At 59.1% G+C, this 13,487-nt stretch carries 12 protein-coding genes; 6 read left to right on the top strand and 6 right to left on the bottom strand.

What is annotated here, in order from left to right; translation table 11 throughout:
• Nucleotides 1-808: 808 nt before the first annotated feature.
• Nucleotides 809-1,918 carry a lipid-A-disaccharide synthase gene (gene lpxB / locus E1J53_RS16900; RefSeq protein ID WP_134273411.1) on the top strand — a complete coding sequence of 370 codons (1,110 nt, stop codon included), beginning with the start codon at nt 809-811 and terminating at the stop codon, nt 1,916-1,918.
• A 42-nt stretch (nt 1,919-1,960) separates the two neighbouring features.
• Here the strand turns inward: lpxB and E1J53_RS24155 are convergent, their stop codons facing one another.
• The 5 genes from E1J53_RS24155 to E1J53_RS16875 all read right to left on the bottom strand — a co-directional run bounded on the left by E1J53_RS24155 (nt 1,961) and on the right by E1J53_RS16875 (nt 6,920).
• Entirely contained in the window at nt 1,961-2,392 is a 432-nt protein-coding gene (locus tag E1J53_RS24155) for a YqaE/Pmp3 family membrane protein (protein WP_216650070.1), read from the bottom strand.
• An 85-nt stretch (nt 2,393-2,477) separates the two neighbouring features.
• Nucleotides 2,478-3,248 (bottom strand): creatininase family protein, encoded by a 771-nt coding sequence (locus E1J53_RS16890; RefSeq protein WP_134273412.1) that lies wholly within the window; start codon nt 3,246-3,248, stop codon nt 2,478-2,480.
• Between the two features lie 59 nt (nt 3,249-3,307).
• Nucleotides 3,308-4,294: an aldo/keto reductase gene (locus tag E1J53_RS16885; RefSeq protein ID WP_134273413.1), complete on the bottom strand. Its 987-nt coding sequence runs from the start codon at nt 4,292-4,294 to the stop codon at nt 3,308-3,310.
• Between the two features lie 181 nt (nt 4,295-4,475).
• A complete protein-coding gene (gene purB / locus E1J53_RS16880; RefSeq protein ID WP_134273414.1) occupies nt 4,476-5,816 on the bottom strand; it encodes an adenylosuccinate lyase in 1,341 nt (446 codons plus the stop codon).
• Nucleotides 5,817-5,960: 144 nt separating this feature from the next.
• Nucleotides 5,961-6,920 carry a glycosyltransferase family A protein gene (locus tag E1J53_RS16875; RefSeq protein WP_173021537.1) on the bottom strand — a complete coding sequence of 320 codons (960 nt, stop codon included), beginning with the start codon at nt 6,918-6,920 and terminating at the stop codon, nt 5,961-5,963.
• Nucleotides 6,921-6,976: 56 nt separating this feature from the next.
• On the opposite strand from E1J53_RS16875, the gene coaD reads away from it, so the two are divergent.
• The 4 genes from coaD to E1J53_RS16855 all read left to right on the top strand — a co-directional run bounded on the left by coaD (nt 6,977) and on the right by E1J53_RS16855 (nt 11,131).
• Entirely contained in the window at nt 6,977-7,435 is a 459-nt protein-coding gene (coaD, locus tag E1J53_RS16870) for a pantetheine-phosphate adenylyltransferase (RefSeq protein WP_154640225.1), read from the top strand.
• An 86-nt stretch (nt 7,436-7,521) separates the two neighbouring features.
• Entirely contained in the window at nt 7,522-8,205 is a 684-nt protein-coding gene (locus E1J53_RS16865; RefSeq protein WP_134273416.1) for a YjjG family noncanonical pyrimidine nucleotidase, read from the top strand.
• Nucleotides 8,206-8,350: 145 nt separating this feature from the next.
• Complete coding sequence (gene nth, locus E1J53_RS16860) at nt 8,351-9,013, top strand: endonuclease III (RefSeq protein ID WP_134273417.1); 663 nt, start codon at nt 8,351-8,353, stop codon at nt 9,011-9,013.
• A 27-nt stretch (nt 9,014-9,040) separates the two neighbouring features.
• Nucleotides 9,041-11,131 (top strand): HDIG domain-containing metalloprotein, encoded by a 2,091-nt coding sequence (locus E1J53_RS16855; protein ID WP_134273418.1) that lies wholly within the window; start codon nt 9,041-9,043, stop codon nt 11,129-11,131.
• 226 nt (nt 11,132-11,357) lie between these two features.
• Here the strand turns inward: E1J53_RS16855 and glmM are convergent, their stop codons facing one another.
• The gene (gene glmM, locus E1J53_RS16850) at nt 11,358-12,725 is read right to left on the bottom strand and encodes a phosphoglucosamine mutase (RefSeq protein WP_134273419.1); all 1,368 of its coding nucleotides are present in this window, start codon (nt 12,723-12,725) and stop codon (nt 11,358-11,360) included.
• 112 nt (nt 12,726-12,837) lie between these two features.
• Here glmM and E1J53_RS16845 point away from each other — a divergent pair, with 112 nt between their 5' ends.
• Nucleotides 12,838-13,422 (top strand): phosphatase PAP2 family protein, encoded by a 585-nt coding sequence (locus E1J53_RS16845; RefSeq protein WP_173021536.1) that lies wholly within the window; start codon nt 12,838-12,840, stop codon nt 13,420-13,422.
• The last annotated feature ends 65 nt before the right edge of the window (nt 13,423-13,487 follow it).

Raw genomic sequence — 13,487 nt, 5'->3', positions numbered from 1 at the left:
TAGAGCCTGGGACCGTCCTTTCCACATTCTCCGCGCCGAAATAAATCCCCGAAGGGGTTTCTTGCGGGAGAATGTGGAAAGCACTCAGGAATAACTTTTAACCAGACACAGTTTATTGAACTATCCCCAGAACCTTGCTCTTTTCTTGACCGTACGACACATCGGATGAGCTCCGCTACGCTTCGACGCATCCGATGAGCGTACTTTCTTCTTCTGTCTTCCTTAGCCTTACTACCTACTACAATACTACCACCCTAACTACTCGCCCCTGAACCCTCCGCTTTACGACCGGCCTGCGGAGCAGACCTATTCCGGGCCTTTCTCCTCTGCCTCAGTCTTTTCCTTCACTTCAGTCCTTCAGCCTCAATCCTAAATCCTTCGCTTTCACGACCGGCCTGCGGAGCAGACCTATTCCGGGCCTTTCTCCTCTGCCTCAGTCTTCTCCTTCACCTGAGTCCTTTAGCCTTAATCCTGAATCCTCCGCTTTCACGACCGGCCTGCGGAGCAGACCTATTCCGGGCCTTTCTCCTCTGCCTCAGTCTTTTCCTTCACCTGAGTCCTTTAGCCTCAATCCTAAATCCTTCGCTTTCACGACCGGCCTGCGGAGCAGACCTATTCCGGACCTTTCTCCTCTGCCTCAGTCTTTTCCTTCACCTCAGTCCTTCAGCCTTAATCCTAAATCCTTCGCTTTCACGACCGGCCTGCGGAGCAGACCTATTCCGTAGCCTGCTCCTTTTCAATTATCTTTGCACCTGCCCTCCGTGGCCCTCCATCTACTGTCCTTTATTCCCATAATCTCTCCTTTCCCTTGCGCTACTACCTGATTGCCGGCGAAGCTTCCGGAGACCTTCACGGAGCCAACCTGATCCGCGCCATCCGGGAGCAGGATCCCGAGGCGGAGTTTCGTGCCTGGGGAGGTGACCTCATGGCGGAAGCCGGTGCTGACATCGTCAAGCACTACCGCGATCTGGCTTTCATGGGCTTCGTGGACGTAGTGAAAAACCTGGGGACGATCCTCGGTAACCTGAAGTTTTGCAAACGGGACATTACGGCCTTCCAACCGGACCGCCTGGTACTCATTGACTATCCGGGCATCAATCTGCGGGTGGCCAGGTGGGCGCGCCCGGCGGGCTACGACATCACCTACTACATCACTCCACAAATCTGGGCCTGGCACACCAGTCGGGTACACCAGATCAAAGCCAACGTAGACCGGCTTCTCGTCATCCTGCCCTTTGAGGAGGCCTTCTTCGCCCGCTATGACGTCAAAGCCAATTTTGTGGGGCATCCACTGCTGGACGTAGTGCGGGAGGCAGAATCGGCTACCGAACGGCCTTTCGCGACGACCGACGAGCCCATCGTGGCGCTGTTGCCGGGTTCTCGTCGGCAGGAAATTACCGTAGGGCTGTCCATCATGCTGGCCGCCGCGGCTCGCCACCCCGAATATCGCTACGTGATCGCCGGAGCTCCGGCTCAGGACCGTTCTTTTTATGAGGAGTTGATTGCTGCGGCGGCCACCCGGCCGCCCCGACTGGAGGTTGTCCACGGCCAAACCTACGATCTGCTGTTGAGTGCCCACGCCGCCATGGTGACCAGTGGTACGGCAACCCTGGAAACGGCCCTTTTCGGCGTTCCCCAGGTCGTCTGTTACCGGGGGAATTGGTTGAACTACCAGATCGCCAAACGACTGGTGGCCACCCGGATCAAGTACATCAGCCTGGTTAATCTGGTGATGGACGCTCCCGTGGTGCCGGAACTCATTCAGGAGGCGTTCAATCCGGAAAACCTTGCCACGCACCTGGAAGAAATCCTGGGGGGACCGGTACGAAAAAAGCAGCTCGCGGAGTTGCGGCTGCTGAGGGAAAAATTAGGAGACGGCGGCGCGGCCCAAAGGGCCGCTGCCGCCATCGTAACATGATATTGCTGGGTTAATTTCTTGTCGGAGGTATACGTTACTCCCTTAGCCAAATATGGTGATGAGGGCGTAGATGACCCCCGGAATCCAGAACAAGAGGGTCAGCAGGAGGGAAATCCAGAATTTGTCGTTGACTTCTCCCTGGTGGACGAGTACCGCCACGGGAGGGAGCAAAACGGCGAGGATAATCAGCAGTACCGTACTGGTTTCGGCCGCCTGTCCCCGCTGGCGCTGGGCCTTGATCTCGGCCAGTTTTTCCTTCAGTTGCGTTTTCTGGTGCCGCTTCAGGGCCCGCCGTTCGGCTCTGGACATGGCCTTCAATTCCGCACGGTATTCCCGGGCCGCATCGCGGACCTTTTGGCGCATTTCCTGCGGAGTAGCAGTGGTGTTTTCGGAAGCGTTCACGGGGCCAACCGCGACGGCGAAAGCGGGAGTGGCGAAGAGGAGGACGGCAATCAGGAGTAATAATTCACGCATGGAGAGCGGGTTGAGTGAAAGAATGATACTCTCCATTACCCCGGTGCAAAGGCTATGGTTCGGTGAGTTGGCCGGAAGTTGATTGTTATTTTTCATCTTCGTAAAAATTCTCCGGATTGACGTCCGCCAGGTCCCGGAACAATTGGCTGAATTTGGCCACCAGGTCCCGGAAATAGCGTTCTCCCTTTTCGGGAGTAGCGCCCGCAGGGTCGCCCACACCGGTGTCCGCCGTAACGGCGGACCACTTCCTTTCTGCCCACACCCAGCCCTCCTTGAAGGCCCGGATTTTGGGGAGCCTTTCCTTGCCGTCTCCCGCCTCCGCCAGGGGGCGTACCAGTTCCGGACAGACGTGTAGCATCAGGCTGGTCTCCAACTCATCGGCGTGATCTCCCGGGGCGGCAAAGTAGGTCTCCCGCGGAAGGGCCCGGAAAAAGTTGGTGGTGCACAGGAAAATATCGGGATACTTGAGCCCCAATTCCCGGAGCATGGTCTTGAAGTCATTCCCACCGTGCCCGTTATAGACCAGCAGCTTCGGTATGCCGTGCCGCACCAGCGTGGCGACGATGTCGTCCAGGATAGCCAGTTGGGTGGAGGGGTTCAGGTTGATGTCCAGCTTGATGTCCGCCTGCCCGGTATTTACGCCAAAGGGAATGGTCGGCAGGACGATGACCTTCTTCCCCGCCTCCCAGGCTTCCCTGGCCGCCGCGTAGGTGACGGCCTCGGCCTGGATGTTGTCCGTGGCGTAAGGAAGGTGATAATTGTGGGCTTCGGTGGCCCCCCAGGGGAGGACGGCTAGCTCAAAATGGGTAGCCTGGACTTCCGCCCAGGTGGTTTCGGCCAGAATGTAGGGGCGCATCTTGGGTGCATTTTGGTTGCACCAAAGGTAAAGGAGTACGCCCAACCCGAAGCAGTGGATTACCAGAGGTGATGGACCTCGGGCTTAATCATTTCGTCATAGATACGCTGCAGGCCACTCCGCTGAGACTCGGTGAGTGCGGGCAGTGCATAAGTTGAAAGGTTAGAGGTGAGTTGTTCCGGGCGCGAGGCACCGGGAATAATGGTGCTCACCTCCGGGAATTGCAGGATCCACTGCAGGGCGCGCGGGGCCAGGTTATCCTCTCCGGGGAAGAGGTCCCGAATCTCACTGACGGCCCGAAGCCCCAGCGCATAGTTGACGCCCGAGAAGGTTTCCCCCTTGTCGAAGCCGGCGCCGTCGCGGTTAAAGTGCCGGTGGTCCTCCTTGCCGAAGGTGCTTTGGGCGGAGAATTTGCCGGTCAGCAGGCCGCTGGCCAGCGGCACCCTGACGATGATGCCCACGTTCCGTCGCTGGGCCTCCCGGAAGAAGAGTTCCGCGGGGCGTTGCCGGAAAATGTTGAAGATGATCTGTACCGTCGTCACGTTATCGTACTCGATGGCCTTGAGGGCTTCTTCAACTTTCTCGACGCTCACGCCCAGGTGCCGGATTTTTCCTTCCTCCTTCAGGCGCTCGAAGAGCCCAAAAATTTCGGGGCGGTAATATACCTCGGTGGGTGGACAGTGCAGCTGAATCAGGTCCAGGGTTTCCAGCCCGGTGCGCCGGAGGCTGTCTTCGACGTATCCCCGCAGGGCCGCAGGCGTATAGCCTTCGTTGACGTGGGGATTGATTTGTCGGCCGCATTTGGTGGCCACGAATACCCGTTCACTACGGCTGCGGACGACCCTCCCTACGGCCGTTTCACTGTCACCGGCCGAATACACGTCGGCCGTGTCGATGAAGTTTACCCCAGCGTCAATGGCGTCGTTGATAATATGATCTGCCACCCGGTCGTCGAAGGGCTCTCCCCATTTTCCGCCCACCTGCCAGGTGCCCAGAGAAATGGAAGAAACGTCAAAACCGGTTTTGCCAAGGGTGCGAAAAGTCATGGTAGAATTTGTTTGATGGAGTTGTCTGGGTTGGGGGCTGTTCTTCAGAACCGTAACTCGTCGGGATCGTTGATTTTTTTAGAAAATGCAAGGGCATGTCCGCCTAGTCAGTCGGATGAACTTGTGCGACTGGCCACTGGGCAACGGCGTGCGGGTGCCGTGGTTCACCCGGGGGCAGCGTCTAGAATTTACCCACGTAGTTATCGGGCCGGATCTGCTTGAGTTCGGCCTTAATGGCGTCACTGACGTCGAGATCATCGATGAATTCGTGCAGTACGGTTTCGTTAATGTTGGTACGACCGCGGGTCAGGGCCTTCAGGGCTTCGTAGGGCTTGGGATAGCCCTCGCGACGGAGGATATTCTGAATGGCTTCGGCGCAGACCATCCAGTTGGCCTCCAGGTCTTCGGCAAGCTTATCCTGGTTGAGCAGCAGCTTGCCGAGCCCCTTGTCGATGGCCTTGACGGCTAGCAGTACGTGCGCCAGCGGCAGGCCCACGTTGCGCAGTACCGTGGAGTCCGTCAGGTCCCGCTGCAGGCGGGAGATGGGGAGTTTGTCGGCCAGATGGGTGAACAACGCCCGGGCGATGCCCAGGTTACCCTCGGCGTTTTCAAAGTCGATGGGGTTGACCTTGTGCGGCATGGCCGAACTGCCGATCTCCCCGGCAATGGTGCGCTGGCGGAAGTACTCTATGGAGATGTAGGTCCATACGTCCCGACAAAGGTCGATCAGGATGGTACTGATCCGGTTCAGGGCGTGAAAGAGGGCGCCAAGATTGTCGTAATGCTCGATTTGGGTGGTGGGGTAGGAGCGTTTAAGGCCCAGCCAGTCCCCCACAAACTGATTTGCAAAGGCGTGCCAGTCGTAATCGGGGTAGCTCACGTAATGTGCGTTCATGTTGCCGGTGGCCCCACCGAACTTAGCGGGAATGGGAACTTCCTGCAGCTGACGGAGCTGCTCCCGTAGCCGGTGCGTCCATACGCTGAACTCCTTGCCCAGCAGGGTGGGCGAGGCGGGCTGCCCGTGGGTCTTGGCGAGCATCGGAATTTCCATCCACTCCATGGCGTAGCGATCAATTTTGCTGATCAGACTTTCGAGCGCGGGGCAGATGACTTCGTCCAGGCCGTCCTTGAGGGTCAGGGGGATGGCCGTATTGTTGATGTCCTGACTGGTGAGCCCAAAGTGCACGAATTCAAGAATGTCTTCCATCCCCGCTTCGCGCAATTTTTCCTTCACGAAGTATTCCACCGCCTTGACGTCGTGGTTGGTCGTGCGCTCGGTGGTTTTGATCGTCTCGGCGTCCGCTTCGCTGAAGTTGTGTACGATGGCGTTCAGGTCGTCCATCTTCTCGGCGGGAATGTGCACCAGCTGGGGAAGGCCCAGGGTGTGCAGTGCCTGCAGGTAGCGAATCTCCACGAGGACCCGGTAGCGGATCAGGGCGTACTCACTGTAATACTCGCTGAGTTCCTGGGTTTTGGAGGCATATCTGCCATCAATGGGGCCAATGGCGCGGAGACTGGACATGGGTGCAAGATTTTCAGGCGGCAAAGGTAAGAAGTAATGCGCGGAGACTCAGGGGGAAAAACCGGCACGGAAGAATGGTGGCCCCGGATCCTCCCAAAGAAGTCCCTCCACCAGCGCTATTGAATTATGAGGGCGGTCCGGTGCTCAGCCCTTCAGCCGTTTTTTCCACTTGGTGGGCAACCATCCGGCCAGCCACTTACGCAGGGCCTCGGTGTTCCGAAATCCCAAAAGACCATAAAGTCGGGTGTAGCCCGGATTCAGATGGCGGGTGCGGGGCAGTAATTTGCCGTTTTCAAACTGTTTGCGGTACAGTTCGTCGGCGGCCGTTAGGTCGTGGGTGGACAGTTTGCGTAGGGCCGCGAGCTGGGCACCGCGAAACCAGTCCGCATTTTCGACCCAGTATTCCGGACGATGTTGACGTAGGAAAGCAGTAACCTTTCCGTACAATTCCGCCCGCCGCCAGTTGCCGCCCGCCGCGTCGCGGGTACTGACCCGCGGCCCCGTAGCGTCGTGGTGATAGAAGCTGTCGATGGTGGGCTCAATCCGGTAGGGGAGGCCGGCGGCCAGGAGGCGAAAATGGAGGTCTGGGTCGGTGTTGTCCGGCAGGGTTTCGTCCCAGCCACCGATGGCCTCCAGGGCAGTTTTCCGGTACAGGTTGGAGATCGTACACCCCACCCGGAATTCGTGCACCAGCCCCTTCCAGGGGTCCTGGTGGGGCACGTTATCAATGTTCCCCTCGGGGAGCAGATGGCGGTAGCCACCGATAACCCACTGGGTCTCTGGAGTAATGCCGTTTACCTGTCGGCTGATTTTCTCCGGGGCGAGGGTGTCGTCGGCGTCCAGAAACTGAATCCACGTTCCCCGGGCGAGCCGGAGGCCGCGGTTCCTCGCGGCGCTGGCTCCGGGCGTAGTGCAGTCCGTAGCGCGAATCCGTGCGGGATGTTCTTCCGCCAGCCGTGCGATCAGCTGGGGGGTGTCGTCGGTGGAGTTGTTGTTGACCAGCAGCACTTCCAGCTCCGGATAATCCTGGGCCAGGATCGAGTTGACGGCGCGGGAGAGGGTCGCGGCGGCATTTTTGGCGGGAATGATTACGGAGACGAGCACGGCCAAATGTAGGCATTTAGGACCGTGATCAACCGATGATGATTACCTTCACGATCATGAAAACTGCCGTTTTTCCCGGGTCGTTTGACCCCATTACCGTTGGCCACGTCGAATTGGTCCGTCGCGCCGTGCCCCTTTTTGACAAAATTGTGGTCGCCGTGGGCGTCAACAGCCAGAAAAAATACCTGTTCTCCCTCGAGCAACGGCTAGCATGGCTCCGGGAAGTTTTTGCCGATGAGCCCACCGTGGAGGTGGGCAGCTTTGAGGGCCTCACGGCGCATTACTGCCGGTCCATCGGCGCGCGCTACCTCCTGCGCGGACTGCGCAACGCCAGCGACTTCGACTACGAAAAAACCATCTCTCAGCTCAATGAAATCGTTGGGGAAGGACTGGAAACCATCTTCCTGATCAGCCAGCCAGCCTACTCCCACATCAGCTCCACCATCGTGCGGGAGATCATCAAGGGTGGGGGAGACGCCAGTCCCTTCCTGCCCGAAGGCGTGAATGGGGTGTGAGGTGCTGCATAGCGAAACAGGAGGTAAGTACTTCTGACTTTCTACTTATTAACCAGCAACCAGCCCCCAGTAACTAAAACTCCCCCATGTACGACTGGCTATTATTCGACGCCGACAACACCCTCTTCGATTTTGATGCCGCCGAGGCATCGGCCCTGGAACGCAGCCTGCGGGAGCGGGATATTGACTGGTCCCACGAGGTGCTCGGTCAGTACCGGACCATCAATCACCGGGCCTGGAGCGACTACGAGCGGGGCCTACTGCCCAAGGAACAATTGCGCACCATCCGGTTTCAGCGGCTCCTCGAACACTACCGGCTGGATCATCCGGCCGAGGCCCTTTCCTTTGATTACCGTACCTACCTGAGCGAAAGCACCCATCTGCTGGACGGAGCGCTGGAATTGCTGGACGAGCTCCGGGGAAGTTACCGTCTGGGACTGATCACCAACGGGCTCAAGGAAGTCCAGCGCCCCCGACTGACCAACACGGGCCTGGGGGACTATTTTGAGGTGGTGGTGATTTCCGACGAAATCGGGGTGGCCAAACCCCACGCCGGCTTCTTCGACCACGCCTTTTCGTTGATGGACAAGGCCGACCGGGCCCGCACGTTGGTGATCGGTGATAATCCCAACGCCGACATTGCCGGCGCCCTGAATTACGGGCTGGATGCCTGTTGGTTGCAACGCCCCGGCGCCCCGGACCGCGACGATCTGGGGGAAACCTACCGCATTCAGGATATCCGGGAACTGCGGCAGGTGTTGGGTGTTTAGGCATTGGGGCGACGCTGCGCAGGTGCCATGCCGTTGGATGTGGAGACAAGGCATGCGGTAGAGACAAGGCATGCCTTGTCTCCGCCGAATCCCGGAACCACGGCACCTGCGCAGCGTCGCCCAACAACTGATTTATCTTTGCCCCATGACCAAACAAGAGAAGGCTACGGCCATCATGCACCAACTCGAGGAGTTTTATCCCGAGGTTCCCGTTCCCCTGGATCATCACGACCCTTATACCCTGCTGGTGGCCGTGCTGCTGTCCGCCCAGTGCACCGACGTGCGCGTCAACCAGGTGACGCCTTCGCTGTGGGCGCTGACCGACAAACCGGAGGAAATGATGCACGTGCCGGTAGAGGACATCCGCGAGATCATCCGTCCCTGTGGCCTTTCCCCCCGCAAGAGTAAGGCCATCAAGGAGTTGAGCCGGATTCTGACGGAGGATTACGGTGGGGAAGTCCCTCCCGACTGGGACGTCCTGGAATCCCTGCCCGGCGTGGGCCACAAGACCGCCTCGGTGGTAATGAGCCAGGCCTTTGGCGTGCCGGCCTTTCCCGTCGATACCCACATTCACCGATTGGCCTACCGCTGGGCGCTGTCCACGGGTAAAAACGTGGAAACCACCGAGCGCGACCTCAAACGGCTCTTTCCGGAGGACCGCTGGAATAAGCTGCACCTGCAGATCATTTTCTTCGGCCGGGAATACTGTCCGGCCCGCGGACACACCATGCTGGACTGCCCGATCTGCAGCCAATACGGTCGCCGGTCCCTGTTGCGAAAGGAGGAAAACCAGCGCAACCGCCGTTAAGCCGTTGTTGCGCGTTATTTTTACCGCGTGAGTGATCAGGAAACCCGCATTAAGGAAAAATCAAGTTCTACCAAGCCACTGTTGCGCTGGCTGCTGGGGCTGACGGCCGTCATCGTCATCAGTTTTCTCTATCCCGACAACCTGAAGTTTCCCTTCAACTTTGATCGCGGACAGACCTGGCGCTACGCCGACCTGGTGGCTCCCTACGATATTCCCGTACTCAAAACGGAGCAGCAACTCGTACTGGATCGCGAGGCAGTAGAAGAAGACTTCAGCCCGGTTTACAGCATTGATCCCGCCGTGGCCCGGCGGGCGCGGGAGGCCTTTCTCAAGGAATTCCGGATCGAGCTCGATACGGCCCGGGCCCGGGGCGAAAACCCCGACCTGCTCCGGGAACCCGAACAACACCGTCGCTACGGTCTGGAGACCCTCGACAAAATCTATAACCGCGGCATCATCCAGGCCCGGGATGCCGAGGAAATGGAGGGGCTGGGTACGGTCATCACGATCATCGACAACAACGAGATTCGCCAGCGCACCCTCGGTCAGGTCTACACCCCGGGAGACGCCCGGGATTGGTTACAGGACAGCCTGTTCTACACCGACCTGAAGGCCCCGGAGTTCCTGTTGGAGCTGCTGGAAGACAAGCTCAACTACAACCTGTTCTACAACGACTCCCTTACCCGTCGGGAGCAGGAACTGGCCCTGCAGGCGGTAAGTCCCTTCGACGGCCTGATCCGGGAAGGGGAGGTCATCATCCGGCAGGGCGACGTGGTAAACGATGACGATTACCGCCAGCTGGTCAGCTACCGGCAGCAGTACAACAAAAACCTGAGTACTCAGGCCACCTTCTGGAGCGTCTTCGGGGGCTTTGCCGTACAGAGCGGACTGGTTATTCTGTTACTTTTCCTGTACCTGCGGACCTTCTTCCCATGGATTTACGGGCGGCTGAAAAACCTGGTGTTCATCCTGCTCTGGCCGGTGCTTTACGCCCTGATTGTGCGGACGGTCGAGCTCAGCCCCGGGCTGAGCAGTTACGTGGTGCCCTTCTGCATCGTCCCCATCGTGATCCGGATTTTCTTTTCCGAACGCCTGGCCTTCTTCGTCCACGTGGCCGTGGTGCTCATCGCCAGCTTCCTGACCACCCTGGGCTACCCCTTCACCTTCCTGAGCATCATGGCCGGGGTGGTGGTCATCATTATGGACATCGATACCCGCGACTGGGGGCGCTACTTCCGCAGCCTGCTGTTGCTCTTCGCCTTCTACTGCGTGGGCTACATCGGGCTGGAACTGCTGCGGGGCGGCAACTGGCTTACGGTGGACTATCCCACCCTCGGTTGGGTCGCGGGCAACGTCTTCCTGGTGTTGCTGGCCTACCCACTTATTCCGCTGCTGGAGCGACTCTTCGGGCTCATTTCCCCCATTACCCTGGTGGAACTCAGTGATATGAACCGGCCGCTACTCGAAAAGCTGGCCCGCCAGGCCCCCGGCACCTGGCAGCACTCCCTGAACGTGGCTAACCTTGCCGAACAGGCCGCCCGGGAGGTCAACGCCGATTCCCTGCTGGTGAAGACCGCGGCGCTCTACCACGACGTGGGGAAAACGCTCAATCCCGGTTACTTCATCGAGAACCAAAACGGACCCAACCCCCACGAAAAGATCGACGACCTGGAAAGTGCCCGTATCATCATCGGTCACGTCACGGAGGGGATCAAAATGGCCCGCAAAGCGGGCCTCCCCGAGGTCATCATCGACTTCATCCGCACCCACCACGGTACCACCCGTACGGAATACTTCTACCGCAACTACATCAAGGACCATCCGGAACGCGAAGAGCAGGAGGAGCTTTTCCGTTATCCCGGTCCGCGCCCCACGAGTAAGGAGCAAACCATCATGATGCTCGCCGACAGCGTGGAGGCCGCCTGTAAGAGCCTGAAAAACCCCTCAGAAGAAGAACTTTACACCCTGATCGATAACGTCATCGGGGGCAAAATTACGGGCGGACAGCTGGAAGAAAGCCGGTTGAGTTTCCGCGAACTGGAGGCCTGTCGGGGCGTCTTCCGCAACATCCTCAAGAGTATTCATCACGTGCGGATTGCGTATCCGGAGGAGGAGTAGGGTAGTGGGTAGAATGGTAGCGGGTAGTGGATAGATAGGTAGTGGGTAGGAAAGTCAAAAATCTTTACCCCTATCTCTTAGCGGTCGTCCGACAAATTCTTTATTTCTGACGTAGTCAATATAAAGTTTGTCTGACGAATCGCGGTAGGGGAATTCGGGTAGTGGAAAGTGATTTTCACTATGACTTGATACCGGTAAGGACTCCGCCGCACAACCCGTCAAAAATCTAATAAACCAACCCCTTAACCCCTGCGGCCAGCTCCCGCGCCCGCTCCGCGGTCGGCGCTTCGGAGTATACCCGTACGATTGGTTCGGTATTGGAAGCGCGGAGGTGCACCCAGCCATCGGGGAAGTCCAGTTTGAGGCCGTCAATTTCGCTGCGCTTAACGTCCGGGAATTGTTCTTTGACGCGGGCGAAGGCGGCGCTGAGGTCAAAGTCAGCGTCGACGTCCACTTTGTCCTTGACCATCTCGTAGTGCGGGTAGCTGTCCCGCAGGGCGTTAATGGATTGTCCGGAGGTGGCCAGGTGGCTGAGTACGAGGGCCAGGCCGATCAGGGAGTCCCGGCCGTAATGGAGTCGCGGGTCAATGATGCCGCCGTTGCCCTCTCCGCCGATGGTGGCACTAACCGCCTTCATTTTGTTGACCACGTTTACCTCCCCGACGGCCGAGGCATAATAGGGCTGGCCGTAGCGGGCCGCCACGTCCGCCACGCAACGGCTGCTGCTGAGGTTGCTGACCACCGGACCGGGTTCCCGTTGCAGTACGTAATCCGCCACGGTGGCCAGGGTATATTCTTCCCCGATCCAGCGGCCGCCCGGACCGACCAGGGCCAAACGGTCTACGTCGGGGTCCACGGCAATGCCGAGGTCCTTGCCGGGCGATTTCATAGCCTCCATCAGGCCCTCCAGGTGCTGGGGGAGGGGTTCGGGGTTGTGGGCGAACTGTCCGGACAGCTCCCCGTTCATGATCTCACACGTTACCCCAAGGGCTTCACACAGGGGCGGGATCGAGACGGCGCCCACGCTGTTGACCGCGTCGAGTACGACGCTGAATTTGGCGGCTTTGATGGCCTCTGCCTCCACCAGGGGGTGGCCAAGCACGGCATCGAGGTGATGCTGTAGCGCCGTGGTATCGGTCCGCAAGCTCCCGAGTTGGTCCACCGTCACGTAGGTGATGTCTCCCGCCGCGACCTTGGCCATCAGGTCCTGGCCGGCTTCGTGGGAGATGAATTCCCCGCGGGCATTCAGCAGCTTGAGGGCGTTGTAGGCCACCGGGTTATGGCTGGCGGAGAGAATGATGCCGCCGCCGGCCCCGAAGTGCGTCACGGCCATTTCGACCGTGGGGGTGGTGGCGTATCCGCAGTCGATCACGTCAATGCCCATGCTCTGGAGGGTCGCGGCGGTGAGGGCACTCACGACGGACCCGGAGGGCCGGCCGTCCCGGCCGATGACCACCAATGGAGGGGCGCCGCTCTCCTTGAGCCAGGCGGCGTAGCCCGCTACGTTGGTGACGATGTCTTCCGGGGTGAGGTTGGTGCCGGGCTTTCCGCCGATGGTGCCGCGAAAGCCAGAAATCGATTTTTTCAGGGGCATATGGTAGTGGGGATGCTGATCCTTTTGGTGATGCGGATGAGGGGGCGCAAATATAGCCCAGGGGATTCCTACCGGGATTATGGATATTTGCGCTCAAATATTGCCCACCAGTATGCAAATTGACTACGCCATCTTTGATTTTATCAATCAGAGCCTGGCCCACCCCTGGCTGGATGCCGTCTTACCCACCTACCGGGAAAAAACCACCTGGATTCCGTTGTACCTGGTTCTGGTCGTCTTGCTGCTGCGCGAGTATGGCTGGCGGTCCACGCTGCGGTTACTGCTTTGCGTGGGCGTGGCGATCGCCGTTGCGGACCAACTGGCGGCCTCCGTGCTCAAGCCCTGGGTGGGGCGATTAAGGCCCTGTGCGGACGCCAGCATCGCGGACCAGGCGCGTATTTTGGTCAGCTGCGGTGGGCAGTACAGCTTTCCCTCCAATCACGCCACCAATCACTTTGCACTGGCGCAGGTGCTGGCAATGACCTGGCTGGTGGGTAAGCCACGGACGTTTACATTCCTTCTCTACGGCTGGGCGGCGAGTATTTCCCTGGCGCAGGTCTACGTCGGCAAGCATTTTCCGGCCGATATCTTCTTCGGCGCCCTGTTGGGCATCACGATTGCCTGCCTGGTGGTCCTGGCGGGTCGTCGCTGGCTGAGGGGGCTGCCGGGGAATCCGGCGGATGTGAGGGTGGAGTAAGCTTATTTGGCGTCACCGCAGGTGCAACGGAGTTTTCTGTGGCCATGAACTGGGTAGCTTTCTCC

The organism is Lewinella sp. W8 (assembly GCF_004375085.3).
Lineage (GTDB): Bacteria > Bacteroidota > Bacteroidia > Chitinophagales > Saprospiraceae > Neolewinella.
The sequence above is the reverse complement of the archived record's forward strand: the minus strand, read 5'-3'. Positions and strand labels throughout refer to the sequence as shown.

What these genes read in the sequence shown, in the direction of transcription:
- E1J53_RS24155 (WP_216650070.1), bottom strand. Translation starts at nt 2,392, where the DNA reads ATGCGTGAATTATTACTCCTGATTGCCGTCCTCCTCTTCGCCACTCCC.
- E1J53_RS16890 (WP_134273412.1), bottom strand. Translation starts at nt 3,248, where the DNA reads ATGCGCCCCTACATTCTGGCCGAAACCACCTGGGCGGAAGTCCAGGCT.
- E1J53_RS16885 (WP_134273413.1), bottom strand. Translation starts at nt 4,294, where the DNA reads ATGACTTTTCGCACCCTTGGCAAAACCGGTTTTGACGTTTCTTCCATT.
- purB (WP_134273414.1), bottom strand. Translation starts at nt 5,816, where the DNA reads ATGTCCAGTCTCCGCGCCATTGGCCCCATTGATGGCAGATATGCCTCC.
- coaD (WP_154640225.1), top strand. Translation starts at nt 6,977, where the DNA reads ATGAAAACTGCCGTTTTTCCCGGGTCGTTTGACCCCATTACCGTTGGC.
- E1J53_RS16865 (WP_134273416.1), top strand. Translation starts at nt 7,522, where the DNA reads ATGTACGACTGGCTATTATTCGACGCCGACAACACCCTCTTCGATTTT.
- nth (WP_134273417.1), top strand. Translation starts at nt 8,351, where the DNA reads ATGACCAAACAAGAGAAGGCTACGGCCATCATGCACCAACTCGAGGAG.
- glmM (WP_134273419.1), bottom strand. Translation starts at nt 12,725, where the DNA reads ATGCCCCTGAAAAAATCGATTTCTGGCTTTCGCGGCACCATCGGCGGA.
- E1J53_RS16845 (WP_173021536.1), top strand. Translation starts at nt 12,838, where the DNA reads ATGCAAATTGACTACGCCATCTTTGATTTTATCAATCAGAGCCTGGCC.